The organism is Bacillus sp. B2-WWTP-C-10-Post-4, assembly GCF_009183805.1.
Lineage (GTDB): Bacteria > Bacillota > Bacilli > Bacillales > Bacillaceae_G > Bacillus_A > Bacillus_A cereus.
Genome location: NZ_WEII01000014.1, coordinates 40,030 through 65,804, shown reverse-complemented (window position 1 = coordinate 65,804; position 25,775 = coordinate 40,030). Strand labels below are relative to the sequence as shown.

Below are 25,775 nucleotides of genomic sequence, written 5' to 3'. Positions count from 1 at the left end.
GCACACTCTTCATATGAAGAATGTGCTTTTATGTTATTAGCGTTTAATCCAAACAGCGCCTGCCGATTTATCTTCTGCCTGTCCAACAACTTGGAATTTAAGTCCAAGGTTTGGAACTTTTCTTCCTGCGTCTGCAATTTGCTTGTTACTATATACTTTTGAATCATCAAAAGTTGTAACACCTTGTAATCCAGAATAGTTAAACTGACCACGTGTTAATGAATTTACACTCCATGCTGGTGTTTTATCAAATGAAAATGCAGCATCTGCAATTTGCATGCCCGTATTACCGTATGCTGGTTTCCCGTTTAAATTACCAACTAGCGCTTCTGGATGAGAGTCAACAACACCAAGGAATCCTTCACCTGGATGCATCCCAACCCAGTTATCTTTAAAGCTATCATCTGCATACCAAACGACAAGACCTGTATTGTACACTGGACCTTTTCCTGCTTTTAATCCATTATCTGATCCCGCATAGTTTCTCCATTCTAAGTAGTAATAATGAGCTTTCTTCTCTGTCCCATCAGAAACAACAAAACCATTTAAATTCATTTTAGAATTTCCTTCTGCATCATCAGAAAATACAACTTGTCCATCAACAGTTACATTTACATTATCCATCGCAAAACCTTTATATGTTACAGCCGGATCTGTAATATAGTCGAATTGTAGTTTCACTTTTTTGCCTTTAAATTGACTTAAATCATATGATTTATCAATCCATTTCCCATCTGTTGTATCTTTATCTCCTTGGACTACTTTTTCTCCAAGTCTATCAATTAACGTCTTCGTTCCATCTTCTGTTACTGCATGTACTTCGACGAAATCGCACTCTGCTTCTAACTCATAATTTGCTTTATAATCGAATTTTGCATTTGTTCCCTTTGTTAAATCAAAGAATGGTGTCTCTAACGTTGTATGCATATCATCGCCTCTTGTGCTATAATATGCATGCTTTCCAAACTCCGGTTTAATCGTTTCAACACTTTTACCTGGTAAGTTAACACGTACAACGCCTGGACGATTTGATTTCGTAACACTTTGATCAATATAGGTAGGAACTCCCACACCACTCTTAATTTTATCGTAATCTACTTCTAATATTTTTGCCCAGTTGCCACCCATATTCTTTTGTAAGAAGTCTTTATTTTGTGGTGAAAAACTAGTCGGCTCTGTTCCTGCGATTTTCCCTGTCCAACTACCTCCACTCATTAATGACCAAGCTTCGACTGGTGAACCATTTCCAGTATATTTCGTGTCATATTCATCTGGTAATCCAAGATCATGTCCAAATTCATGTGCAAACACACCTACAGCTCCATCTTCTGGTTCAATTGTGTAATCATGTGCTGCTACTTTACCACCAAAGTAATCTACCTTTGATTTCGTACCTTCAATCGCTACTGGATCTACTGCTAATTTTGAACGATGTGACCAGATCGCATCATCACCTAATTTACCGCCACCAGCTTCTTGACCAACACCAGCATGGATTACCATTAAATGATCAATTACACCGTCAGGTTCATTTTGATTCCCGTCCCCGTTTGTATCATATCTATCAAATTGATCAAACTGGGATAAATCTAGTCCTTTCTCAGCAGCTGCATGCAAAGCTTCTTTCACTAAATCACGTGCACCTTTCGGACCTTTATTATCGTGCCCACTGCTACCATCAGCTCCATAATCAGATGCTTTTCCTGGAACAGTTAGCCACTCCGTTACATATCCATCTGTCGTATAACTACCACCAGACTGCTCTTCATAGTATTGTTTAAACGTTTTTACTTTTGAACCATCAAATAAAGTATACGGCTCATTACCGAACAACATCTTTTGATAATGTTCTCTACTAAAGTCTTTCGAATACATATAACCTGGTGTTTGATCAATATTATTATGTTTATAATCACTAAATTCAACGAGTAGCACTAATACTTTATCTGATCGAACAGATCCCTTATATGGAGCTTGCTTTGCTTTTGAAGTTGGAACTTGCCCATTCAATTGATTTTTATTTGGTTCTGGCTTTTGCTCAAGGCTAACATTTTTTTCAGCCTTTTTTACATTTTCCTTTTCTTCCATCTTTTTCTCTTTTACTTTTTTTGTGAAATCAGACGTTTCTTGTGAGTGAGCATCTGGAAGAATTTCTTTATTCGCCTGATCTCCTTGTTTCTTTTCAATATATTGCTCAACAGCTTTTTTCGTCTCTTCTTTAGAAGATGATGGATTAATTGTTCCTCTTTCTTTCAGTGCTTCCGCTAAACGATCTTCTTGAATTAAATTGTAATCAATTGGTGTTGTAGATACATTATCTTTCTTTTTTGCTGCCGTTTCTGCATATGCTAACGGAGCACTCATTACAGATGTACATCCGATAATTGCCGCAATTGCTAATGATGACAACACTTTAAATGGTGCTTTTCTTCTCATTCCATTTCTCCCCTTTTATAAAACTTAAAATTCAGATAAATTGGTGCGTTTTTGTCGAAATCTCTGTTTACTACCCTCCCTATATAAAAAGACATAATTCTATAAACATTAAGCTTTTTGTTATAGAATCATGCCCTCCAGTTTTCTGGTCAGACCCTCTATCTTTTTATCCCTTGGTTCAATTAATAATCAGTGGGGGGATGAACAAAGCCCCCACTGATTAAAGTTTCACTTTATGTCGAAATATGAAAAATAAAGAGTTATGTGATATATATTAAATATCTTATATAACAAATTTAAAAGACAATATGCAAAATTGCATGAAAATTCTTTTAAATAAAAAAAAGAATCCTAGTCAATTAAACTAGGATTCTTGCTTTTCTATTATTTCTCTTGTGTTTTTTCCCAATCAGCTAAGAATTTCTCAATTCCTTGATCTGTTAATGGGTGCTTCACTAATGAAGCAATTACGTTTGCTGGGATTGTTGCAATATGTGCACCGTTTAATGCTGCGTCAGTTACGTGAACACTGTGACGTACAGATGCTGCAATGATTTCTGTTTCGATGCCATGAATTGCAAAGATTTCTGCGATTTGACGAATTAAGTCCATACCGTTATGACCGATATCGTCTAAGCGACCTAAGAATGGTGAAACGTATGTTGCACCAGCACGAGCTGCAAGTAATGCTTGAACTGCTGAGAACACTAATGTAACGTTTGTACGAATTCCTAAATCAGAGAACGCTTTTACTGCTTTTAAACCTTCTGTTGTCATTGGAACTTTTACTACAACGTTTGGAGCAATCTTCGCTAGTTCTTTTCCTTCTTCAATCATCTTATCAGCTTCTAAGCTAATTACTTCTGCACTTACAGGTCCTTCTACAACGTTGCAAATTTCACGAATGCGTTCGTGGAAGTCTACGCCTTCTTTTGCTACAAGTGATGGATTTGTCGTTACTCCAGCTAATACACCTAATTCATTTGCCTCTTTAATTTCGTTAACGTTTGCTGTATCAATAAAGAATTTCATTTGTTGTTCTTCCTTCCTAATTTTCATTTTATATTTATTTATTTTTCTTAATAAGCTCTAATTCAATCGGAATAGATTTGTCCACTTTTTTACCTTGTGTTATCTCTTTTGCTGTTTGCATCGCCTTCTCCCCGATTAATTCCGGTTTTTGAGCAACTGTTGCAGCCATACGCCCATCGTTAACCGCTTTCACTGCATCGTCTGTTGCATCAAATCCAACAACGACTACATCTGTTTTTCCAGCAGACTTCAATGCTTCAAGTGCACCTAATGCCATCTCATCGTTATGCGCAAACACGGCTTTAATATCACCATTTGCTTGCAAAATGTTTTCCATAACAGATAATCCTTTCGCTCTATCAAAATCAGCTGCTTGTTTTGCAACTACTTTTAAAGACTTATCGGCTACGTTATGGAATCCTTTCCCACGTTCACGAGCAGCGGAAGATCCAGGGATTCCTTCTAACTCAGCAACGTTTGCTCCTTCGCCAACTAATTCACGAATGTAATCACTAGCCATTTGACCACCTTCGATATTGTTAGAAGCAATGTGAGAAACAACCTTACCTGAATTCGCAACGCGGTCTACTGTAATAACAGGAACATTTGCTGCATTTGCCGCACTTACTGCTGAAGCAACAGCATCTGAATCGGTCGGATTAATAACAACTACATCGACACCCTTTTGAATTAAATCTTCAACATCGTTCGTTTGCTTTGCTGCATCATTTTGTGCATCAACAGCAATTAATTCAATGCCACTATCTTTCGCTTTCTTTTCTGCACCCTTTTTCAAAGTTACAAAAAAGGGATTATTTAAAGTTGAAACAGAGAATCCAACTTTAATAGTTTTATTTCGACCTTTATCGCTAGAATCCTTTGCCCATTCTGGCGGTTCCATTGAACAACCAGCAGTAATGACCATAATACATGCAACGAGTATAAGTAACCATTTCTTCATGAACTGTCCCTCCATTACGCTTCTTTTCTGCGATCAATTAATACAGCTAGTAAGATTACAAGTCCTTTTACAACTTGTTGGAAGAAAGAAGATACACCTAATAAATTTAAACCGTTATTTAATACACCGATAATAAGTACACCGATGAATGTACCAACAATCCATCCTCTTCCCCCAGAAAGACTTGTTCCACCTAATACAACTGCTGCAATTGCATCTAATTCATAAGAAGTACCTGCAGTCGGCTGTGCAGAATCTAATCGTGATGTTAAGACAATACCTGCAAGCGCTGCCAAAATTCCGGAAAGACCGTAAATCATTACTTTAATTCTCGTAACATTAATACCTGATAGTGCTGCTGCTTCTTCATTTCCACCAATTGCAAATGTACGGCGACCAAATGTCGTTTTCTTCAAAATGAAGTACAGTACTGCGAAAGCGATCATCATTGTAACAGCTGGTACCGGAATACCAAGAAAATAACCGCGGCCAAACATTTGGAACATTAAATGATCACCAAGACCAGTGATCGGACGTCCGTCCATATAAACAAGCGTCAACCCACGAAAAATAGTCATTGTTGCCAAAGTTGCAATAAATGGAGCTACTTTTCCTTTCGCAATGATGATACCGTTTACAATTCCCATTACAAGACCTGCTAATAATCCAACTGCCATTGCAAGGAACGGATCCATGCCACTTGCCATCATTCCAGCAACAAGTGCACTTGATAATGCTAAAATAGAACCTACCGATAAGTCAATACCCCCTGTTAAAATTACGAAGGTCATTCCGAATGCAATAAGCGCATTAATCGATACTTGACGCAGTATATTAAATAAATTTGGAATTTCAATAAACGCTGGATTTAAAGCTGTAATTACGACGATAATTAATACTAAACCGATTAAAGAACCGAGTTGTTGTAATACATTCCCCTTCTTAGCCATCCTTACTCTCCCCCTGTAGCTAGTGCCATAATAGACTCTTGTGATGCCTCATCTTTCCCTAAAATTCCGCCGACTTTTCCTTCATGAATAACAAGAACTCGATCACTCATCCCTAAAACTTCCGGAAGCTCAGATGATACCATAATAACGGCATCGCCTTGCTCTGTAAGCTTATTCATAATAGAGTAAATTTCTTTTTTCGCTCCAACATCAACACCTCTTGTTGGCTCATCTAAAATGAGTAATTGCGGATGAATGCCTAGCCATTTTGCGATTACAATCTTTTGCTGATTTCCACCAGAAAGAGATTTCACTGCCTGCTCTCCGCTAGATGCTTTCACATTAAGAAGCTTCATCATATCCTCTGTAAACTGTTGTTCTAGCTCGTTGCTTAGAATACTTCCCTTTGAAAGACTTTCTAAATTCGGTAAAGCTAAATTTTCTCGAATTGAAAAATCTAACACTAATCCTTCAGACTTTCTATCTTCTGTAATAAAAGCAATTCTTTGTCTAATTGCATCTATTGGACTATCAATCTTTACTTCTTGTCCATTTATAAAAATTTGTCCAGAGTCTAAAGGTTCATAACCAAATATCGCTTTCATAATATCAGTGCGACCAGCCCCCATCAAACCAGCTACACCAAGGATTTCACCTTTCCTCACTTGAAACGAAACATTTTCAAATTTCCCTTTCTTCGTTCCGTTACGCATTTCAAAAATGACATCACCAATTTGACTATTTCGCTCTGGATAACGTTCACCAATGCTGCGCCCCACCATCATACTCACTACTTCATCAAATGATGTTTCTGGAATTAATCTCTTTCCGACGTATTCTCCATCACGCAAAATCGTAATAGCATCACATATTGAGAAAATCTCTTCCATACGATGCGAAATGTACACGAATGAAACACCTTCTTTACGTAACTTATTGATTACTGTAAAGAGCGTTTCGATTTCACGATCCGTCAGTGCCGCAGTAGGCTCATCCATAATAATAACGCTCGCGTTTGTCATTAATGCTTTCGCAATTTCGATAATTTGCTGTTGTCCAACCGATAATTCCTCTGCTAACATAGCGCCTCTTACATGCAACCCTAACTCCGCTAGTTGCTGCTGCGCAATCGCATTCATTTGTCGAGTGCGTAAAATACCTGTTTTCCCATACATTAACTCTTTACCGAGAAACATATTTTCAGCTACTGTTAAATTCGGCAATATGTTTAGTTCTTGATGTATAAATGCGATGCCGTACTCTTCAGCTTCTTTCGCATTTTTAAAGGTGCGCTCTTGCCCATCAATTGTGATTGTCCCACCATCTTTTTTGTATACACCTGTTAAAATCTTCATGAGCGTTGATTTACCCGCTCCATTTTCCCCCATCAATGCATGGACTTCTCCTGTTTCAATCATAAACTGTGCATTCTTCAAAACAGGATTTCCATTGAACGCCTTTGAAATGTTTTTCATTTCAATATGCATTCCCATCACTTCCCTTTATTAAAAAATCACGCCCGCATGTAAAATTACATTTGCATAAGGCGTAGCCTCGCCTGTACGAATAATCGCCTTCGCTTTCTTTGTATGCTCTTTAAATTGCTCATGAGATACATACTCAAATGCTGGCTCTATTAATTTCTGCTCTATTTCTTTATTTACTTCCGCATTATTTATAATGACTTCTTCTGCTAACGTCACTTTTTCGATTGCCATATCATCAGCTACCACTTGCAATACATCTAAAAAGCTAGGTTTTCCAATTTCAACAGCTAAATCAATTCTTTTTACTCCGTCAGGGATTGGTAAACCGCAATCAGCAATTACAATCGTATCCGTATGCCCAAGTAAAGCAAGGATTGATGCAATCTCACTGTTTAATACGCCGTGCTTCTTCATCCAACAATCACCTGCACTTCACGTACTTTATCTCTCGTTGGCATGCCGCCTTGCGCCCCAAGTTTCGTTACAGAAAGACCACCGGCAATATTCGCGAAACGAATTGCTTTTTGAAGTGTCTCTCCTTCAGAAAGTGCAACTGCTAACGCACCATTAAATGTATCACCAGCTCCAGTTGTATCCACTACATCAACAGCAATGCTAGGAACATGCACAATCTCCGTACCATTATGGAAACGAACACCGTTAGAACCTTCTGTCATCAATAATTTATTTGGATACTTCGCCAATAAATCTTCAATTGGTGAGATGAAATCATCTAGTACGATGCGGCACTCATGTTCATTTGGCGTAATATAAGTTGCCTTTTCTAAAATGTCTTCTGATAAAACTTGTGCTGGCGCTGGATTTAACATAACAGGAATATTATGTTCCTCACAAATAGCCAATACATATTTTACTGTTTCAAGTGGAATTTCTAGTTGAAGAACAATCATATCCGCTTTTACAAGAAGATCTTTGGAGCGATCTACAACTGACTTATTTACAAGAGCATTTGCCCCTTGTACGACAACAATACTGTTATCTTCTTCTGCTAAAACGATATGAGCAATTCCTGTCGTTCTATCTGTAACCGGTACCACATAATCGATAAAAATGCGTTCGTTCTCTAGATTTTTTCTAACTACTGTTCCATAATCATCATTTCCTACCGCTCCAACCATTGCTACATTTGCTCCTAATCTAGCTGCAGCAACTGCTTGGTTTGCTCCTTTCCCTCCTGGAATTGTATGAAACGCTTCACCAATTACTGTTTCTCCTGCTTTCGGCCGTTTTTTTGAAACAGCCACTAAGTCCATTGAAATGCTCCCTACTACTGCAATATTTGGCATCTGTTTCATCTCCTTACTTCGTTGTATTTCGTTCTATAATTTCAATCGGCAAACGATAATGTTTCTCTTCTAATGTATTTCCTTCCATTTGCTCTAACAACAACTCTGTTGCAATTTTCCCCATTTCATATATCGGTTGTGCAACTGTTGTAATAGATGGATACATCATTTCCGTTAAAGAAATGCCATCAAATCCGATAATTTGTAAATCATTTGGAATGACAATCCCCTTTTGAAGTGCAGCCTTTACAATACCGATCGCAATTAAATCATTCCCAGCAACAATACCATCAATATGCGGGTATTCTTCTAATAATTCCATCGCTACAAGCTCACTATTTGCTGGATCAAACGTACTCTCTGCAATCATATACGAAAGATTATTTTGCGTAATAACGTCTACAAAACCTTCAAAGCGTTCATTTGCAGTACTCACATCACGTGGACCGCGAATATGTGCAATATGTTTACATCCTTTATCTAGTAACAACTTTGTCGCAGCCTGACTTCCTGCATAGTTATCTGCATATACAGTAGAAATACGCTCATTAAACATACGGTCAATCGCAACAACTGGAACAGATACATTCATGTAATTAACACTATTTTGTGGATTCGTTGCTACAATAAATCCATCTACATTATTTTGTCTAAGCACATCAATATATTGTTTCTCTTTTTCTAAACTTTCATCAGAGTTACAAAGGACAACTGTGTAACCTTGTTTATGTGCTACATCTTCTACGGCACGTGCAACTTCCGGAAAGAATGGATTCACGATATTTGGAACAACTAAGCCAATTAAACGAGACTTTTTATTATACAGTGAACGCGCTACTGTACTAGGCTTATAATCTAACATCTCAATTGCACGTTCTACCTTTTTTAATGTATCTTCGTGAACATATCCATTTTTATTTAGAACTCTGGAAACGGTCGCAACAGATACTCCCGCTAATTTCGCAACGTCTTTGATCGTACTCATTCTCTTTTCTCCTCATTTCATGTAACCGTTTACAGAAAATAATATAACGTATTTCTAAAAATACGTCAATCATTTCTCACTAAAAAGCTTTTAAGGTTATACTCAAAAAAGCACCGCCATAAGGCGATGCTTCTTCATTACGAGTATGATACAGTTTTTTCTTTTTCTTCTACAACAGGCTCTTTAGCATCTTTTTTACGATCTGATAATTTAATTTTTTGTAAGAAAATCGTAAAGATAGCACCTACTACGATAAATACTAATCCTGTTAAGAATACAGTATGAAGCGAGTCTACTAAAGAGTTTTTCAAAATAGGTACAATACTGTTAGCGAACGCTTCTGGCATTTGTTTTAATGCCTCTGGGCTAAATAGCATTGAATATAAACCTTGTGGATCTGTGTGAATCATATCTTTAAATTTCGTTACCATTTGTCCCGCTTCTTTCGGGAATGTATCTAATACAGGTACTAAATTCTTTGTTAATGTCGTACCTGAAGTGTTATTCATAATTGATCCTAAAATTGTAATACCAAATGTACCACCGATTTGTCGGAAGAACTGACTTGATGATGTTACAACACCAAGGTCTTTTTTCGGGAAGCTTTCTTGTAACGCTAATGTTAATGTCGGCATTACAAGACCCATTCCTAAACCGATAACCATCATATAAGAAGTAGCTGTAAGCTTCGTTGTGTGCATATCCATCGTTGTTAATAACCAGAAACCACCGGCCATAATAAGCATACCTGCGATAATTTGTGGTTTTACACCAACTTTTAATACAAGTTGCCCACCGATAATACTCATCACAATCATTGTAATCATCATTGGAGTCATAATTGTTCCTGATTCAGCAGCACTTACTCCTACAATACCTTGCATGAAGAATGGTACGAACATAATCGCGCCGAACATTCCAATACTCATAAAGAATCCAATCGCATTCAGTATTGTAAATGTGCGATTTTTAAAGAAATGCATTGGTAAAATTGGCTCTTCAGCTTTCGTTTCAACGATAACAAAGCTAACGATACCAATTACAGCTAGTGCAAATAAACCGATAATTTGCCAAGAATCCCATGCATAATCTTTTCCGCCAAACGTTAGCGCAAGTAATAAACTTACAACACCGAGAATCATCGTAAAGATTCCAGCGATATCAATTTTAATTGGTCCTGTTTGTTTATGCGATTTTAATCCCATTGCAATAAAGATTGTTGCTAAAATACCAACCGGTAAGTTAATGTAGAATACCCATCTCCAGTTCACTGCATCTACAATCCAACCACCAACTTGTGGTCCAATTACAGAAGCAAGGCCGTATAACGCACCAAAAATACCTTGCCATTTTGCACGTTCTTTCCCCGTGAACATATCTCCAATAATAATCATAGCCATTGGCATCATAATACCGCCACCAAGACCTTGAATACCACGGAAAATAATTAATTCTGTCATACCATTTGCCATACCACATAACGCCGAACCAATCATGAAAATAACTAGCCCTGTTATATATACGTTACGACGACCAAGTAAATCCGCTAATTTACCTGCAATTGGTACAACTGTCGTTGATGTTAACATATAAGCTGTTGTTAACCATGTCATTAAACTTAATCCACCTAGGTCACCGACGATACGTGGCATTGCTGTACCAACAATTGTTCCATCTAATGCAGCAAATAGCATCGCGATAATTAAACCGATTAACAACAACTTTCTATTTTGATTTTCTTGTTGCTCCATGTAATCTCCTCAATTCCTCTTAGTTATTCTCTTTTTTCTCTTGTGTCCCGCAAATAATGGTTTCTAACTTCTCAAAGAGACGTAATAAATCTTCTCTTTCTTGCAACTCTAAATGTGAAAAGTATTTTGCAATATGCTCGTTACGAGCTGTCATTGCCTCTTCTACTCTAGCTTTCCCCTTTTTTGTTAACTCGATGATGACAACGCGACGGTCATCTTTGTCGTGATAGCGTTCTACAAGTTCTTGATCGATTAGACGATCAATCATCACTGTAATCGCGCTAGGCTTCACATACATCTTTTTCGCTAATGTTGTCGCTCTTGAAGCCCCATAATGATCTAAAATCTTTAAAATATAAAACTGCGGTGGTGTAAGTCCTGTCGCTTGCATTTGTTCTAATAACTCCGTCTGCATTTTCTTTCCAATCGAAAAGGCAAGAGCTTGAATTTTATCGATATGCGTCATATCATTTGGCATGTTATCCACCTCTTATTTAAACAATAAAATATTTAATGTATTTAAATATTAATCCCACGAACAAAATCCGTCAATACTTTTATTCATAAAAACGTTTACATTTTTGTCACAAAGTTGTATAATTTTCGACGAAGTTAATATTGACAGTCACGGAGAAACGGAGTACACGGCTATGAATCATAAAAGAGGAAACTTTTTTATATTTCATGGCCTTTTTATGTTCTCTGTCTTAAAACGCTTCGAATTAATTAGGGGAGGATTTTCATTTTATGTTTTTCACACAATTATTTAAACCTGCGCCCCATGCGGAACGCTTACCAGCTGATCGCGTTGATAGCGAATACCGTAAATTACGTTTACAAGTATTCTTAGGTATCTTCATCGGTTATGCAGGTTACTACTTTGTTCGAAAAAACTTTTCACTAGCAATGCCATACTTAATCGAGCAAGGCTTTAGTAAAGGGGAACTTGGGGTTATCCTTTCAGCAGTTTCTATCGCTTACGGATTAAGTAAATTTCTTATGGGTATCGTATCCGATCGTTGTAATCCTCGCTACTTTTTAGCAGCTGGGCTATTTTTATCAGGTATCATTAATATTATTTTCGGCTCATTTTCTTTCATTACAACGAGCATTATACTTATGTTTGTACTTCAGTTTTTAAATGGATGGGTACAAGGTATGGGATGGCCTCCTTGTGGTCGTACGATGGTTCACTGGTTCTCTATTAGCGAACGTGGTACAAAAATGTCTATTTGGAACGTCGCTCATAATGTTGGCGGAGCGCTTATGCCTTCACTTGTAACATTAGGCTTATACTTCTTCGCAGATGACTGGAAAAGTATTTTTTACTTCCCAGGTATTCTTTCAATTTTAGTTGGTATTTATGTATTAATTACGATGAAAGATACGCCTCAATCTTGTGGGTTACCTTCTATTGAAGAACATACTGGGGAATATCCACCAGATGAAAAAGTAAAAGATCGCGAACGCGAGCTTTCAGTAAAGGAAATTTTATTTAAATACGTATTAAACAATAAGTTTTTATGGTACATCGCTATTGCGAACGTTTTCGTATATTTCGTACGTTACGGAGTTGTAGACTGGGCTCCTACTTATTTAGTAGAAGAAAAAAGCTTTACTCATAGTAGCTCACGTACTGCTTACGCTCTATATGAATGGGCTGGTATTCCAGGTACACTTCTTTGCGGATGGATGAGTGATAAACTATTTAAAGGACGTCGTGCACCTGCTGGTATTTTATTTATGGTCGGGGTATTTATCGCAGTTCTTGTTTACTGGTTAAACCCTCCTGGTAATCCAATGGTTGATAGTATCGCACTTGTCGCAATTGGATTTTTAATTTACGGACCGGTTATGTTAATTGGTCTACACGCTCTAGATTTAACACCAAAGAAAGCTGCTGGAACTGCAGCAGGCTTAACTGGATTCTTCGGTTACTTAGGCGGAGCCGCTTTCGCTAGTGCAGCTATGGGCTTTATCGTGGATGCATTCGGATGGGATGGCGGATTCATCTTATTACTTGCATCTTGTGTACTTGCAATGTTCTTCCTTGCTCTTACTTTAAATACAGGGTCAGTAAAACAAAAGCAAGCTTAAATAATATATAACAAGCATAAAAATAGCTCTTAGCATTTACATACATGCTAAGAGCTATTTTTTATTTTCATTGCTGTTCCTACTAATGATAACAACCAATTCCTTCCCTACTATAAGATTAAAAGATTTGATGAAACACCTTTATTAAAACAGCTAACGTAACAGATGCAGCAAATCCCCCTAAACAAATAAGACTGACACCTTGGCTATATGACAAATTTTGAAATGATTTCATTGCTTCCATCCTCCCTATCTCCCCTTTGATACTTTTATTTTACCAATGGGAAAAATTTCATAACATCGATTTCTCTAACAACTAACTTACAAATTTGTAAGTTAACATCTTTTCAACTTATATATCTAGTATTTCCACAAATAAGAGTCATTTATACATAAAAAAAGACCTCAGTTATACTAAGGTCTTCGTTACATTCTATTTCATTTTACAATCATCACTGGACATTTCACACGCTTTGCTATTTTATGACTTACACTTCCCAGCACCATTTCTTGCAGTGTATTGAGCCCTCTACTTCCAGCAATGACAAGATCTATATCTCCTGTATTTACATATTGAACAATTGTATCTCCAGGATCACCATGTAATATCGTAATTGTATAAGAAATGTTCTCTTTCTTTAATAAACCTTCAATCTCTTTTAATTTATCTTTTCGACTAGCCGATATTGTTTCTAAATCTGTTTGACCTTGTATAATATCTGATTTTGCCGTTCTATTATCTACTACGTACACAACTTCAACATTTGTTTCTTCGCTACATTTCGCAATATAGGTTGCATGCTCCGCTGCTCGAAGTGCATGTTCAGAACCGTCACATGCTAATATAATTTGTTTGTACATATGCTGAATCCCCTTTTCGTTATCCTATTCGTATTATATAATAAAGCCCCCTAAAAAGGAGGCTTTTAACTAGCAATTCTTTTATTATAAGTAGCTAAATTTGCAACAAGTTTTGAACTACGTTCATTTAATCCTGTTATAGTTACTTTCACACCACTTTGTTCATACTTCATGATAACTTTATCAATTGATGCCACTGCCGAATCATCCCATACGTGCGCATGAGTAAAGTTCATTTCGATTTCTTTTACATCTTCATTAAATGAAAAATTATTTATAAAGTCGGCTGTAGATGCAAAAAAAAGTTGACCGTGAATTTCGTATATTTTCTTATTTTCAATATATAAATGTTTCACGTGAATCTTTGCCATATTGAATGCAAATAAAACCGCACTAATTACTGTTCCGATAATTACACCTAATGCTAAATTATGTGTAATTAGGACAATCACAACTGTTACGATCATAACAAATGCGTTTCCTTTTGGTACTTTATGAATTGTTGTTACAGAGTTCCAATCAAACGTTCCGATTGAAACCATAATCATAACTGCAACTAAAGCTGCCATCGGAATATGAACGACATAATCTCCTAAAACAAATAGTAATACGATTAAAAATCCGCCCGCTACAAATGTTGATAGGCGACCTCGTCCACCTGATTTAATATTAATAACAGATTGACCGATCATTGCACAACCTGCCATTCCTCCGAAGAAACCAGCAACAATGTTTGCGATTCCTTGACCGCGTGCCTCTTTATGCTTATTACTTTCCGTATGCGTCATATCATCTAAAACTGAAGCTGTTAATAATGATTCTAGTAAACCGATAATTGCAAGCATAACTGCATACGGTAAAATAATCCCTAATGTCTCAACTGTAAAAGGCACGTCAGGAATGCTAAAGAATGGTAATTCTTTCGGCAAGCTTCCCATATCCCCTACTGTTTTCAACTGTAATCCGCTCATAAGTGCAATACTCGTCACAATAATAATGGAAATCAGTGTAGACGGGACAGCCGTCGTAACACGTGGAAATACATATATAATTACAAGACCTAATGCGACAAGTGCATACATTTGCCAATTTGCATTTTTAAAATGCGGTAATTGCGCTGTAAAAACTAAAATTCCAAGGGCATTTAAAAAACCACTCATAACTGACTTAGGGACAAACTTCATAAATGAACTCAGTTTGAACACGCCAAAAATAATTTGGACAATACCTGTTAATATTGTTGTAGCAAATAAATATTGCAAACCATGATCTTTAACGAGCGTCACCATTAATAATGCCATTGCACCTGTTGCAGCTGAAATCATCCCAGTTCTTCCGCCAACAAATGAAATGGTAACTGCAATACAAAAGGCTGCGTATAGTCCAACGGTCGGATCCACACCAGCGATAACAGAGAAGGCTATCGCTTCAGGAATTAATGCTAAAGCAACGACAATTCCTGATAACACGTCCCCTCTCACATTAGAAAACCAATCATTTTTTATCGTTTGAAACAAAATACCACTCCTCTACTCCTTTATCATTTGATTTTCTCCATAAGAAAATCAGCCGACTGCACGAAAGCTATTATATAACGAGTAGAAGATTTTTTACTATGTAAAAGTTTCCTAAAAAAGATATTACCTTCGTAGCTTCTTTTCTGAGAATATCAGGAAGACTTTAAATATACTATTACCTATTGTTGACTTATCGTACAATGATTTCGGATTCTACCGTATGTCAAATGAAGAGAACTTTGTTTGGATGGATGCAAAATGCACATGTAATTCAGCTCATTTAATTGAATAGTCCAAGGATCAAGATATTAGCTACCAAGGAAATTCATTTACAGTTCTATAGATATTTCCACTTCATATATGAGGTTTAGTTTTGAGGGTTTAGGATTAGAGGAGTTTATGCTAATTTAATGAAATTAGTAAAAGCACTCTTTCGAGTGCTCATTTTATGCAGATACAGTTGCTTTATCCTTACGGAATATGCCCATTAACCCACCGATTAATAATAATACGCCTGGTAATAAGTAAATTATAGAAATACAAATAAATCCACCGATAGCAGCCACAGTCATCATAATACCGCCAACCTTCGCTTTACTTCTTACCATAACAGATCCAACAATTCCTAAGATTGATAGAGCCACAGCTCCCCAACCTAAACCAATAACAGTATTCGCTCCATCAGCTTCAAAAGCAGCTCCCATACCGCCGATCAATAAAGCAACAAATGCACAAATAATACCAAAAATACCTCCAATAAGACCTAATACAAATTCAGCTGTTCTCTTCATTTTAATCTCTCCTTATTTAGCAACTTCAAATTCAAATTTCACTGATTTCTCGTCAAATGTAAATGTAGGTTTAAATGTACCAACAAACTTATCGCCTTCTGGTACATCAAATAACATTTTGTTTGTAATTTGGTTACCTGGCGCAATATTTTCGTTTATAAACGTATTTTCCCCACCAAAGTACTCTTTGAATTGGTTGCCGTTAGTATCAGCAATTTTTAATTCAGAAGTTCCAAAATATATATCTTTTTTGCCATTATTTTTAGCATTAAAAGCGATTTCTAGTACTTTCCCTTTTTCAGCTTTTACGTATTCGTTAGGCTCAACGAATTTAGCTGAACTGAAAGTAAGTTGTAAGCCATTAACTTCTACCGTATCTCCAATTTTATAAATCTTGCTTTCAGCTTTTTCCTTTTTATCTTTCTTTTCAGCCTGTTTAGGAGCATCGTTTTTACTCACTTCTTTAACTTCAGTTTCACCACAAGCAGATAAACTAAAAGCAAGTGCACCTGTTAAAGCAATAGTACCCAATTTTTTATACATTTCTTTTCCTCCGATTATGTAAAATGTAAGATTTCCGAAACTATCATAACAGAAACAGTTACAACTTTTTTGTCATATTTTGTCGAGAAAAATAAAAAAAGACGCTATATCAGTAGCGTCTTTGCTCATTTCATTAATGTCCACCGTGTCCTTGACCACTTTCCTGAACAATTTCTAACCTCTCATCTAGTATTCCTTGTGTTTCAAATGAAATATCACTCGTACTTCCTAATAAGAAGCCATGATTATATGGTCCAAGTGTTGGATCATCTTTAAACTTCGGCTGAATGCTTGCAAGGAAGTCATACACTGGTTGTGAAGCTTTCCCTTCTTCTAACAAGACAGCAGGTGCGTGTTTACCCATATGTGAAAAAGGTGCCCCAGCAACTGCTAAATCTGGTGTTTTGCTTGAAACAAATGATAAACCGTGACCAGGTTTTGTGAATCCCCAGCCAAATTTTGTTTTTTCATCTTTAAATTTCGCAAACGCAACCGAATTTTCTGTTGGAGTCTCTCCACTAATACGCGTTACTTTCCCGTATTTGCTCAGCTCTTTTTCCACTTCTTTTGAAACAATTTTTTCTGGCCCTAATACATATATATTTGCTTTGTCTTTTCTCATTTTTAATGCCTCTATTGTCGCTTCTGGCACTTTATTCTTTTCTGTATAGAGTAGTGGTTCCGGCATATGAGAAATCCAATTTACAGCGGGTGTTGTATATAAACGGCCTTCTTCTGCAGACGAACCAATAATAACACTATTTGGGTAGCTTCCTGTTATATCGGCATACTCCTTATCAACATCCTTCGCAAATATAGCTGGATCCGTTTCTTTTATTTGTTTTACTTTATAACCTTTTAATTGTTCAAGCGCGCTAGTACCTACATCTCCCATCACCATAATTTGTGTTCCGTCTTTCGTTCCGATTGGATTTAATCGTTTTATTTCTTTTAACGTCATTTCCGGTATCTTTTCTTTTTCTATAAATAAAATCGGCCCGTTATTCGGATGATGAATAAGGTCTGCACTCGCAATACCTAATTGCCACTCGCTTGCTGGTACTAAAATAACAGCACCTGGCTGGTTCTCCTTATGAGTTGCTGGCCATATCGTTTGCGAAGTTAATACTGCCATTTTTAGGGGGTCATTTGTATTTAACCTCGTCACATTTTTTAGACTTGTCGTTAATAAATCATTAGATGCACCTTCGTTCATTTCTTTTGGCGCCGTTACCTCCTGATTCATTTTCATTTCCTTTTGCTCTGTTTTCTTCTCTTTTGTAGATTCATGGTTTTTATGGTCTGTATTCGTTTGTCCGCATGCAGCAAGACCAACTGCTGTAATTATTGTTATCCCAAAAATTTGGGTCATTTTTTTCACTATACCGCCTCCGTATTAATCATTTTTGAGCCAATATGATTACCTAAAATGTAATTTCAACTCCACAATAACAAGCAATTCTGAAGAAATTATGCAGACGCATCATAATCTGCACCATTTCTTCATGATTTTGCATTACACTTTAAGTAACGATTATAACTATGGAGGGCTCTCTATGATTGATATACTGCTCGTAGACGATGAACCGAGAATGCTTGAATTATTAACGCTTTATCTTACCCCAATTGGATATAAATGCGTATGTGCGACTTCAGGAGAAGAAGCTATTTTACATATAGAAAATCGAAACTTTAAATTTGTTTTACTCGATATTATGATGCCAAAGATGGACGGATGGGAAACGTGCAAAAAAATCCGATCTTTTAGTAACATTCCTATTATTATGGTTACAGCTCGTGATCAAACAGTAGATGTCGTTCAAGGATTAAAACTTGGAGCCGATGATTACGTAACGAAACCTTTCCATGAAGAAGAACTTTTCGCAAGAATTGAAGCCGTTTTAAGACGTACAAATGAACATAAACAAATCCAATATCACGGTATTGTATGGGATGAAACAAAACACTTCGTTTCTGTCCATAGTGAAGAACTCCTTCTCACACCAATTGAATTTTCTTTACTCGGATTATTTTTACGCCATGTGAACTACGTATTAAACCGTGATCAGCTCATCGAACGAATTTGGGGATTAAACACAAATACAGAAGATCGCACAGTCGATTCGCATATTCGTAATTTACGTGATAAATTGCGAAAAGCAAATTTCCCTATTGATCATCATTTAAAAACCGTGTATGGAGTAGGTTATCGATGGGTTGATACTGAACAGTAAGGGGCAAAACGATGAAACGAATTTCAATTCAATTCGGATTTTATTTTTTAATTGTTACACTTTTAATTGAAAGTGTTCTCTTTATTTTGCTCTATTATAGTCTCGTAAACACTAGAGTAAATGAAGAAATGACAGCTTTATTAAAGCGAGGAAATAGTCATCGAGATGTACTTGAAAAATATTACGATGAGCAAACCATCTCTCACGTAGCATTAATGGAATCTGAAGCTGAAACAACTGTCGTTATTACAAATACAAATAAAGAAGTGCTAGCTAAATCTAACGAAATAAACACGACTATAAAAAATCACATTAGTAGCATGCAGACTCGAACAGACCATAACGGAGCGATTATAGAAAATCATTGGAAAACATCTAATTATATATGTACAGTTAGTCCTATCATAGTAGCTGGAAAACATGAAGGGTATGTGTATATGTTTCTTGGAACAAAATCCATTGAAAAGTTGGTAAATGGATTAACGAAACAATTCATTATTGCTGGCGCCATCACGTTTCTACTCACAGTCATCACAATTTTCCTATTATCACGTTTATTAACAAAACCATTGTTACACATGAAACATGCAACTGAAAAAATGAGTAAAGGCGATTTGTCCGTTTCATTAACGACTACTCGAAATGATGAAATTGGTGAACTAGCATCATCTATTCAAACGCTCGCAAATGATTTACATTATATGAAAACAGAGCGAAGTGAATTTCTAGCAAGTGTTGCTCACGAATTACGAACACCATTAACATACGTAAGAGGTTACGCTGACATTGCTTTAAAAGAGACCACATCTCCTGAGCAACGTTTGCGATATTTATCTATTATAAAAGATGAGTCTGATTACATTACAAACTTAGTTCAAGATTTATTTTCACTTGCACAAATGGAACAACATAACTTTTCTATTCAAGTAAAGGAAGTACATTTACACACCTTCCTTACTCGCATAGCCAAAAAAGTTAACGCTATGTATAAAGAAAGGTACATTAAAGTTTCTTTCTCTTGTCCTCCTACACTGGTAGTAAACTTAGATGAACAGCGATTTGAACAAGTTATAATAAACATTTTAAATAACGCTTATAGGCATTCAAAAGAACATTCTCATATAAACATTTCTGTTACAGAAGAACATAGACGTATTTTCATTACAATTGAAGATGAAGGCGAAGGTATTCCGCCTGAAGACCTCCCTCACATTTTCTATCGTTTTTATCGAGTTGATAAAGCGAGAACACGAGCTACAGGCGGAACTGGTTTAGGACTATCTATCGTAAAAGAAATTGTAGAACTACACGGCGGAAATATTACTGTAACGAGCGAAGTCGATTATGGGTCTTGCTTTATAATTTCATTACCATCCATAAAGAAACACGACTATCATCAATAGTCGTGTTTTTTATCACTTTACTTTATAATATAAATTTACAAATTGCCCAAAACGTTTCGTATCCGTTAAAGTTAAATTAATTTCCGGGTTCTTGTCTTGAAATAACGGAACTCCAGAACCTAATATGTGAGGTGTAATCGTAACAACATATTCATCAATTAGATTATTCTTAAAGAACTCTCTTAAGAGACTCCCTCCACCAACCATCCATATTTTAGATCCTTCTTGTGCTTTTAACCTTTTTGTAAACTCCACTACATCTTCATTTACAAACTCCACGTGTTCGTTTGAACCTTTTTCTGAGTTAGAAAAAACATAACATTTTTTATCTAAATACGGGAATGGTTCTATATGCTCTACTACATAATCATACGTTCTTTTTCCCATAATTATTGTATCAATAGTTTCGTACATTTCTGTATAACCGTTATCTCCCTCTCCTTCGGTTTCCATTAACCACTGTAAATCATCATCTTCTTTCGCAATATATCCATCTAAGCTCGCCGCAATAAATAAAACTATTTCACGTGACATATTTTTTCCTCCTTATACCTCATCTTGATAACATTATGATGTAAACAATATACTAACAATAAAACACGACAATTTATGTCATGTTTAAAAAGAAAAAAGGTGATACATTTGTCAAAAGCTAAACGCTTATTAGATATTCTTATATTTGCTTCTGCGAAAAAAGCATTTACAGCTCAAGAAATAGCCGATGAATTTAATATTTCTGTTCGTACTGTCCATAGATACATTTTAGATTTAAGTGATATGGGATTACCCATTTACGCTGAACAAGGTCGCAACGGAGGATATAAAGTATTAACGAATAGAGTAATTCCACCTATTTTATTTACCGAAGAAGAAGCAGTCTCTATCTTTTTTGCCTTTCAATCTTTAAGCTACTACAGAGACTTGCCTTTTAACACAGAAATAAATTCCGTTACACATAAACTATATAGCTCCCTACAACATGATGCGAAAGCTAAAGTTGACAAAATACGTTCTTATATCGCCTTTTGGAATCCGAAAAGAACAATTGAGACACCACTTTTAAACGAAGTGTTAACAGCGGCTATTGAAAATAAAAATTTACACTTTCAATACGAATCTAAATCAAGGATCAAAACAAAACACGTTCATCCTATCGGTGTATATGCGCATGATGGTTTATGGTATTTACCTGCTTATGATTTTAATGTAGAAAAAACATTACTGTATCGCGTCGATCGTATTCTTTCTATATTATTAACGGAAGAAAATGAAGATACATTCATGAATTTAGAAGAGTGGTTTGCCTCTAACTCTCACGTAGTACATAATCCTACTCAGTTACATGTTTTACTGTCAACAGAAGGCGTACGCCAATGTAAAAGCGTGCCTTACCTTGAAGAATTCGTTGTAACAAACGAAAACGGGACCGGATATATACATTCAACAATTGATAAAGGAGAAATCAATTTTATTACCCCTTTATTTTATAGACTCGGAAAAGATGCAAAAGTTTTAGAACCGATAGAATTGATAGATGGTTTACGTATGCGTGCGAAAGAAGTTTTACATATGTATGAAGACTAAAAAGGCGTAAGAGAAATTCTCTTACGCCTTTTTAGTGTGCAGTATTTTCTCTATCTCTTCTTTTAACAACGTCTTTATTTCTTCCAAATTATGATTCTTCTTTTGTCCCGGTTGTACCATATAAAACTCAGCAAACGAACGCTCTTTATATCTTGGTACGACATGCATATGATAATGTGTTAACTCGTTAAATACTCCACCATTTTGACAAACTGTAACTCCGTCAGGTTTATATACTATCTTAATCGCTTTTGCAATAAGCTTAGAAGCATCCATAACGGATTTTGCTACAACATCATCTAATTCGTCTACTTCTACAACATGTTGCTTTGGCACAATTAAAGTATGTCCTGGGTAGAAAGGCGCATGATCTAAAAAGCAAGTTACATAATCATCTTCATATATTTTATATATAATTTCCTCTCCGCCTGCTAATTTACACCCTAAACATTCCATCATATTTCCCCCTTTATTAAAAACATAAAAACGTGAGAGCCGTATTCTCACGTTTTTATGTTTCATTTTATTAGTTCAATTGTTTCCGTAACCTTTATACTATCTTTTACAGATTGAACAATCGTACAATTTTTCACTGCAAGTTGCAGCGCCTTGTCCAGCTGCTCTTCTGTAACATTTTGTGCTTTAATTTTATAGTGCAAATGAACACTTTCAACTGGCTTCGATAAAGCTTCACTTCTACCAACTTCAGTTTCGATTGTAAACGTATCGTATGGAATACGTTTCTTTTCTAAAATCGTTCGAAAGACAATTGCACTACACCCTGCGATAGAAGAAACGAGTAATTGTAACGGTGAATAACCGTTTTCTTTTCCAATCGCTAATTGACCATACGATAAATCTGCTTCTATATCATCGTGTTTGATTGTTAGTTTCATTTGTTTTTTCCATCTCCACTTTCATCGGTTTCTGCCGTTTCTTACTAATATAATAATATATATAGCAGAAAATGATAAATGGAATACCACAGTATAACGCCATTCTTTGTTCAGGAATAAACGCTAAACTAATAACAACAATGCTATTTGTAATTAAAGCTAAAATTGGAACAATCGGGTATAGTGGTGTTCTATACTTTAAGTCCTCTAACTTTCCTCCGCCTTTTATATACTGACTTCTAAAGCGAAGTTGCGATAGAGCAATAATGATCCAACTTGAAACAGCCGATAAACCAGCTATCGATAATAAATACATGTATACTGTATCTTCTGCAAGGAAACTTGTGAATAGAGATAATCCAGCTACCGCAATCGTTACGACTAGCGCTGTAATTGGAATACCACGCTTATTTACTTTCTGGAAGGAAGTTGGTGCCATTCCCTCATTTGCAAGTGACCATAGTATACGCGTCGCTGCATATAATCCAGAGTTCGCTACAGATAATAACGCAGTAATAATAACGAAGTTCATAATATCAGCTGCGTATGGAATACCAATTTTATCAAATACGACTACGAATGGACTTTCAATTACACCTGCTTCTTTCCAAGAAATTAATCCTACTAAAATTGTCATTGTTAAAATGAAGAATAACATAATGCGCCATACTGTATTACGGATCGCACGTGGAATTGTTTTTTCTGGATTTTCACTTTCTCCCGCTGCAATTCCGATTAACTCTGTTCCTTGAAATGAGAAGTTAACTGTAATCATTGTAAGTAGTACGGCAGCTAGTCCATTCGGGAAAAGTCCACCATCGCTTACAAAGTTAGAGAAAAGAGGTGCTGCTTCTTTTCCGTCATATGATATAAATCCTAATAATGCACTACCACCAAGAACAACAAATGCAAGGATTGTAATTACTTTAATACTAGAAAACCAAAATTCTAATTCAGCATAACTTTTTGCCGAAATTGCGTTTGAAGCATATAAAATAACACCGAATACAAAGCACCATACCCAAACATCAACATTTGGAAACCATCTTTTCATCATTAAACCGATTGACGTTAATTCTAGCCCCACTGTTACTGCCCAGCCAAGCCAGTATAACCAGCCAATCATAAAGCCCGTTCCTGGTCCAATAAACTTCGTTGCATACTTTTGGAAAGATCCTGAAACCGGCATCGCTACCGTTAACTCTCCAAGACAAAGCATTGTTAAATACATAATAAATCCGCCTACTAAATATGAAAGGATGGCTCCCCCTGGTCCAGCCTGATTAATAGTGTAACCTGAACCTAAGAAAAAACCAGTTCCGATTACACCACCAAGTGCGATCATAAATAAATGTCTACTCTTCATCGTGCGATGTAATTTCTCATTCGTTGGTTGCTGCATCTAAATCCTCCCCCTACCAATACCCCTATATCTTGTTAAAATTTTCTGATAATAAAAATATACACGAAAGCGATTACATTTTCTATATAAAATTAAAACTTTTCTGATAAAATAATATAAAAATCGAATTATTGCAAGATTTAGATTCTATTTAGAGGAAAATAAGGAGAAACAAGGAAAAAACTCTTACATATATTGTAAGAGTCAACGAAGTTCTAATCTTCTCGATAAAATTGATAAACTATAATTTACGATAAAGTACATACAAGCTACTAATATAAATGTTGGAATCATGTAATTCACATTTTGTCCGCTAATAATTTGAGCATTATGCATAAGCTCAGGGAGTGATATAACAACCGCTAGCGACGTATCCTTCAGCAATGAAATAAATTGACTGACAAGCGGCGGAACCATTCTCCTTAATGCTTGTGGCAAAATAATATGCCACAGCGCTTGCACATAAGTTAATCCCGAAGATCTTGCGGCTTCAACCTGCCCTTTTTCAATAGACAATAAACCACTTCTAACAATTTCAGATATCATTGCTGCCTCAAATATTGTTAAAGCAACAATTGCAGCTGTTATAATTTCTAATTTCAAGCCTGCTTCTGGAAGTGCAAAATACGTGAAAAATATAATTAACAGTAGTGGTAAGTTTCGAATCACTTCAACTATAACTCCTAATATTTGTGAGACGACAGGTATTTTCGTGTAGCGCAATATACCGATTACACTTCCAATAATAAAACTAAGTACAATTGCTATGAGCGCTACCTCTAATGTTATAAGTAATCCTTTTAATAAAAATAGAATATGATCTCCTGTAATTGCTCCCTTGAAATCCATTTACACCGCCTCCTTTGCTAAGCGTTTTTCTAAATAACGCACTAGCATACTGAGCGGAATTGTTAATATTAAATAAAACATCCCGACAAATATATAAACATCAAACGTAACAAACGTCTTCGTTGAAATTAAATCTCCTTGATACATTAAATCAGCACCAGCAATGATTCCAAGTATTGAGGAGTTTTTAACTAAATTGAGAAACTGGTTTCCTAAAGGGGGAATTACAATTTTCACAGCTTGTGGTAAGACAACATAATACATCGCCTGCACATACGTTAGCCCTGAAGAGCGAGCAGCTTCCATTTGCCCTTTCGCAACTGATAAAATACCAGCGCGAATTACTTCTGCAATAAAAGCTGCCGTATATACCGTAAGCGTAACTGTTCCTGCTACAAAACCATTTAAAGTAATTCCTATTACAGGTAAAGCAAAATAGAATATAAATGCAATTAATACGAGTGGAATATTTCTTACAAACTCCACAAAAGCTGATCCTATCCAATTTAAAATACGAATAGGTGCAATACGCATTACTGCCAAAATTACTCCTAAAATAAAACTACCTATCAATGCAATTACACTAGACATAACTGTATATTTAAATCCTTCTAAATACATATCAATGTTATTCGTTAATATAGAAAAATCAGGCACATATTCTCCCCTCTTTCTTTACAAGAAGAGGA

Annotated in this window: 26 protein-coding genes; 4 read left to right on the top strand and 22 right to left on the bottom strand. The window is 36.1% G+C overall.

From position 1 onward, the window contains the following. Window positions 1-36: 36 nt before the first annotated feature. The 10 genes from inhA2 to GBN78_RS09300 all read right to left on the bottom strand — a co-directional run bounded on the left by inhA2 (window position 37) and on the right by GBN78_RS09300 (window position 11,387). Entirely contained in the window at window positions 37-2,436 is a 2,400-nt protein-coding gene (gene inhA2, locus GBN78_RS09345; protein WP_001252961.1) for a M6 family metalloprotease immune inhibitor InhA2, read from the bottom strand. A gap of 384 nt (window positions 2,437-2,820) precedes the next feature. Continuing rightward, a complete protein-coding gene (gene fsa, locus GBN78_RS09340; protein ID WP_000667698.1) occupies window positions 2,821-3,468 on the bottom strand; it encodes a fructose-6-phosphate aldolase in 648 nt (215 codons plus the stop codon). 34 nt (window positions 3,469-3,502) lie between these two features. Further along, on the bottom strand, window positions 3,503-4,429 hold the full coding sequence (gene rbsB, locus GBN78_RS09335) for a ribose ABC transporter substrate-binding protein RbsB (protein WP_000758974.1): 927 nt from the start codon (window positions 4,427-4,429) through the stop codon (window positions 3,503-3,505). Between the two features lie 14 nt (window positions 4,430-4,443). Then, window positions 4,444-5,379: an ABC transporter permease subunit gene (locus tag GBN78_RS09330; RefSeq protein ID WP_001074641.1), complete on the bottom strand. Its 936-nt coding sequence runs from the start codon at window positions 5,377-5,379 to the stop codon at window positions 4,444-4,446. A 2-nt stretch (window positions 5,380-5,381) separates the two neighbouring features. Continuing rightward, window positions 5,382-6,866 (bottom strand): ribose ABC transporter ATP-binding protein RbsA, encoded by a 1,485-nt coding sequence (gene rbsA, locus GBN78_RS09325; protein ID WP_001986250.1) that lies wholly within the window; start codon window positions 6,864-6,866, stop codon window positions 5,382-5,384. 18 nt (window positions 6,867-6,884) lie between these two features. Then, a complete protein-coding gene (gene rbsD, locus GBN78_RS09320) occupies window positions 6,885-7,280 on the bottom strand; it encodes a D-ribose pyranase (RefSeq protein WP_000716154.1) in 396 nt (131 codons plus the stop codon). Further along, a complete protein-coding gene (gene rbsK / locus GBN78_RS09315) occupies window positions 7,277-8,173 on the bottom strand; it encodes a ribokinase (RefSeq protein WP_152127303.1) in 897 nt (298 codons plus the stop codon). Before rbsK ends, rbsD begins: the two co-directional genes overlap by 4 nt. Before the next feature lie 13 nt (window positions 8,174-8,186). After that, complete coding sequence (gene rbsR, locus GBN78_RS09310) at window positions 8,187-9,158, bottom strand: ribose operon transcriptional repressor RbsR (protein WP_050821615.1); 972 nt, start codon at window positions 9,156-9,158, stop codon at window positions 8,187-8,189. Between the two features lie 137 nt (window positions 9,159-9,295). Continuing rightward, on the bottom strand, window positions 9,296-10,909 hold the full coding sequence (locus tag GBN78_RS09305; protein ID WP_000437641.1) for an MDR family MFS transporter: 1,614 nt from the start codon (window positions 10,907-10,909) through the stop codon (window positions 9,296-9,298). A gap of 19 nt (window positions 10,910-10,928) precedes the next feature. Then, a complete protein-coding gene (locus GBN78_RS09300) occupies window positions 10,929-11,387 on the bottom strand; it encodes a MarR family winged helix-turn-helix transcriptional regulator (protein WP_001132365.1) in 459 nt (152 codons plus the stop codon). Window positions 11,388-11,656: 269 nt separating this feature from the next. On the opposite strand from GBN78_RS09300, the gene glpT reads away from it, so the two are divergent. Continuing rightward, a complete protein-coding gene (glpT, locus tag GBN78_RS09295; RefSeq protein ID WP_152127301.1) occupies window positions 11,657-13,006 on the top strand; it encodes a glycerol-3-phosphate transporter in 1,350 nt (449 codons plus the stop codon). Between the two features lie 118 nt (window positions 13,007-13,124). Here the strand turns inward: glpT and GBN78_RS09290 are convergent, their stop codons facing one another. From GBN78_RS09290 to GBN78_RS09265, 6 genes are all read right to left on the bottom strand, one after another. Next, the gene (locus tag GBN78_RS09290) at window positions 13,125-13,241 is read right to left on the bottom strand and encodes a DUF4027 family protein (protein ID WP_000834733.1); all 117 of its coding nucleotides are present in this window, start codon (window positions 13,239-13,241) and stop codon (window positions 13,125-13,127) included. Between the two features lie 203 nt (window positions 13,242-13,444). Then, window positions 13,445-13,867 carry a universal stress protein gene (locus tag GBN78_RS09285; RefSeq protein ID WP_000277999.1) on the bottom strand — a complete coding sequence of 141 codons (423 nt, stop codon included), beginning with the start codon at window positions 13,865-13,867 and terminating at the stop codon, window positions 13,445-13,447. A gap of 65 nt (window positions 13,868-13,932) precedes the next feature. Next, window positions 13,933-15,384 (bottom strand): SulP family inorganic anion transporter, encoded by a 1,452-nt coding sequence (locus GBN78_RS09280; protein ID WP_025966741.1) that lies wholly within the window; start codon window positions 15,382-15,384, stop codon window positions 13,933-13,935. Between the two features lie 446 nt (window positions 15,385-15,830). Then, the gene (locus tag GBN78_RS09275; protein ID WP_000831286.1) at window positions 15,831-16,175 is read right to left on the bottom strand and encodes a DUF4064 domain-containing protein; all 345 of its coding nucleotides are present in this window, start codon (window positions 16,173-16,175) and stop codon (window positions 15,831-15,833) included. Window positions 16,176-16,187: 12 nt separating this feature from the next. Next, a complete protein-coding gene (locus GBN78_RS09270; RefSeq protein WP_000277062.1) occupies window positions 16,188-16,718 on the bottom strand; it encodes a DUF4352 domain-containing protein in 531 nt (176 codons plus the stop codon). 133 nt (window positions 16,719-16,851) lie between these two features. Further along, window positions 16,852-18,099, bottom strand: a complete 1,248-nt coding sequence (locus tag GBN78_RS09265) for an ArsR family transcriptional regulator (protein WP_088045311.1) — start codon at window positions 18,097-18,099, stop codon at window positions 16,852-16,854. A gap of 175 nt (window positions 18,100-18,274) precedes the next feature. Between GBN78_RS09265 and GBN78_RS09260 the strand changes: the two genes are divergently transcribed. Both GBN78_RS09260 and GBN78_RS09255 read left to right on the top strand, forming a co-directional pair. Then, window positions 18,275-18,952 carry a response regulator transcription factor gene (locus GBN78_RS09260; RefSeq protein WP_152127299.1) on the top strand — a complete coding sequence of 226 codons (678 nt, stop codon included), beginning with the start codon at window positions 18,275-18,277 and terminating at the stop codon, window positions 18,950-18,952. An 11-nt stretch (window positions 18,953-18,963) separates the two neighbouring features. Next, complete coding sequence (locus GBN78_RS09255) at window positions 18,964-20,355, top strand: sensor histidine kinase (protein ID WP_074625081.1); 1,392 nt, start codon at window positions 18,964-18,966, stop codon at window positions 20,353-20,355. A 12-nt stretch (window positions 20,356-20,367) separates the two neighbouring features. Here the strand turns inward: GBN78_RS09255 and GBN78_RS09250 are convergent, their stop codons facing one another. Beyond that, the gene (locus GBN78_RS09250) at window positions 20,368-20,889 is read right to left on the bottom strand and encodes a dihydrofolate reductase family protein (protein WP_000085764.1); all 522 of its coding nucleotides are present in this window, start codon (window positions 20,887-20,889) and stop codon (window positions 20,368-20,370) included. 75 nt (window positions 20,890-20,964) lie between these two features. Here GBN78_RS09250 and GBN78_RS09245 point away from each other — a divergent pair, with 75 nt between their 5' ends. Beyond that, complete coding sequence (locus GBN78_RS09245) at window positions 20,965-21,939, top strand: helix-turn-helix transcriptional regulator (protein WP_142238158.1); 975 nt, start codon at window positions 20,965-20,967, stop codon at window positions 21,937-21,939. Between the two features lie 21 nt (window positions 21,940-21,960). Here GBN78_RS09245 and GBN78_RS09240 read toward each other — a convergent pair whose 3' ends face one another. The 5 genes from GBN78_RS09240 to GBN78_RS09220 all read right to left on the bottom strand — a co-directional run bounded on the left by GBN78_RS09240 (window position 21,961) and on the right by GBN78_RS09220 (window position 25,743). Then, the gene (locus tag GBN78_RS09240) at window positions 21,961-22,461 is read right to left on the bottom strand and encodes an HIT family protein (protein ID WP_152127297.1); all 501 of its coding nucleotides are present in this window, start codon (window positions 22,459-22,461) and stop codon (window positions 21,961-21,963) included. Further along, window positions 22,458-22,835 carry an OsmC family protein gene (locus GBN78_RS09235; RefSeq protein ID WP_000778836.1) on the bottom strand — a complete coding sequence of 126 codons (378 nt, stop codon included), beginning with the start codon at window positions 22,833-22,835 and terminating at the stop codon, window positions 22,458-22,460. Before GBN78_RS09235 ends, GBN78_RS09240 begins: the two co-directional genes overlap by 4 nt. Beyond that, the gene (locus GBN78_RS09230) at window positions 22,810-24,237 is read right to left on the bottom strand and encodes an amino acid permease (RefSeq protein WP_001187085.1); all 1,428 of its coding nucleotides are present in this window, start codon (window positions 24,235-24,237) and stop codon (window positions 22,810-22,812) included. Before GBN78_RS09230 ends, GBN78_RS09235 begins: the two co-directional genes overlap by 26 nt. Window positions 24,238-24,441: 204 nt before the next feature. Continuing rightward, a complete protein-coding gene (locus GBN78_RS09225; protein ID WP_000345955.1) occupies window positions 24,442-25,086 on the bottom strand; it encodes an amino acid ABC transporter permease in 645 nt (214 codons plus the stop codon). Continuing rightward, window positions 25,087-25,743, bottom strand: a complete 657-nt coding sequence (locus GBN78_RS09220) for an amino acid ABC transporter permease (RefSeq protein ID WP_001112667.1) — start codon at window positions 25,741-25,743, stop codon at window positions 25,087-25,089. It abuts the gene before it with no gap. Window positions 25,744-25,775 lie beyond the last annotated feature (32 nt).

Coding starts and splice junctions, on each gene's coding strand:
- GBN78_RS09225 (WP_000345955.1), bottom strand. CDS start 25,086: ATGGATTTCAAGGGAGCAATTACAGGAGATCATATTCTATTTTTATTA.
- rbsD (WP_000716154.1), bottom strand. CDS start 7,280: ATGAAGAAGCACGGCGTATTAAACAGTGAGATTGCATCAATCCTTGCT.
- rbsB (WP_000758974.1), bottom strand. CDS start 4,429: ATGAAGAAATGGTTACTTATACTCGTTGCATGTATTATGGTCATTACT.
- GBN78_RS09275 (WP_000831286.1), bottom strand. CDS start 16,175: ATGAAGAGAACAGCTGAATTTGTATTAGGTCTTATTGGAGGTATTTTT.
- GBN78_RS09245 (WP_142238158.1), top strand. CDS start 20,965: ATGTCATGTTTAAAAAGAAAAAAGGTGATACATTTGTCAAAAGCTAAA.
- GBN78_RS09260 (WP_152127299.1), top strand. CDS start 18,275: ATGATTGATATACTGCTCGTAGACGATGAACCGAGAATGCTTGAATTA.
- GBN78_RS09330 (WP_001074641.1), bottom strand. CDS start 5,379: ATGGCTAAGAAGGGGAATGTATTACAACAACTCGGTTCTTTAATCGGT.
- GBN78_RS09250 (WP_000085764.1), bottom strand. CDS start 20,889: ATGTCACGTGAAATAGTTTTATTTATTGCGGCGAGCTTAGATGGATAT.
- GBN78_RS09230 (WP_001187085.1), bottom strand. CDS start 24,237: ATGCAGCAACCAACGAATGAGAAATTACATCGCACGATGAAGAGTAGA.
- GBN78_RS09300 (WP_001132365.1), bottom strand. CDS start 11,387: ATGCCAAATGATATGACGCATATCGATAAAATTCAAGCTCTTGCCTTT.
- rbsA (WP_001986250.1), bottom strand. CDS start 6,866: ATGCATATTGAAATGAAAAACATTTCAAAGGCGTTCAATGGAAATCCT.
- GBN78_RS09270 (WP_000277062.1), bottom strand. CDS start 16,718: ATGTATAAAAAATTGGGTACTATTGCTTTAACAGGTGCACTTGCTTTT.
- rbsR (WP_050821615.1), bottom strand. CDS start 9,158: ATGAGTACGATCAAAGACGTTGCGAAATTAGCGGGAGTATCTGTTGCG.
- GBN78_RS09240 (WP_152127297.1), bottom strand. CDS start 22,461: ATGAAACATAAAAACGTGAGAATACGGCTCTCACGTTTTTATGTTTTT.
- rbsK (WP_152127303.1), bottom strand. CDS start 8,173: ATGCCAAATATTGCAGTAGTAGGGAGCATTTCAATGGACTTAGTGGCT.
- glpT (WP_152127301.1), top strand. CDS start 11,657: ATGTTTTTCACACAATTATTTAAACCTGCGCCCCATGCGGAACGCTTA.
- GBN78_RS09255 (WP_074625081.1), top strand. CDS start 18,964: ATGAAACGAATTTCAATTCAATTCGGATTTTATTTTTTAATTGTTACA.
- GBN78_RS09305 (WP_000437641.1), bottom strand. CDS start 10,909: ATGGAGCAACAAGAAAATCAAAATAGAAAGTTGTTGTTAATCGGTTTA.
- GBN78_RS09235 (WP_000778836.1), bottom strand. CDS start 22,835: ATGAAACTAACAATCAAACACGATGATATAGAAGCAGATTTATCGTAT.
- GBN78_RS09285 (WP_000277999.1), bottom strand. CDS start 13,867: ATGTACAAACAAATTATATTAGCATGTGACGGTTCTGAACATGCACTT.
- inhA2 (WP_001252961.1), bottom strand. CDS start 2,436: ATGAGAAGAAAAGCACCATTTAAAGTGTTGTCATCATTAGCAATTGCG.
- fsa (WP_000667698.1), bottom strand. CDS start 3,468: ATGAAATTCTTTATTGATACAGCAAACGTTAACGAAATTAAAGAGGCA.
- GBN78_RS09290 (WP_000834733.1), bottom strand. CDS start 13,241: ATGAAATCATTTCAAAATTTGTCATATAGCCAAGGTGTCAGTCTTATT.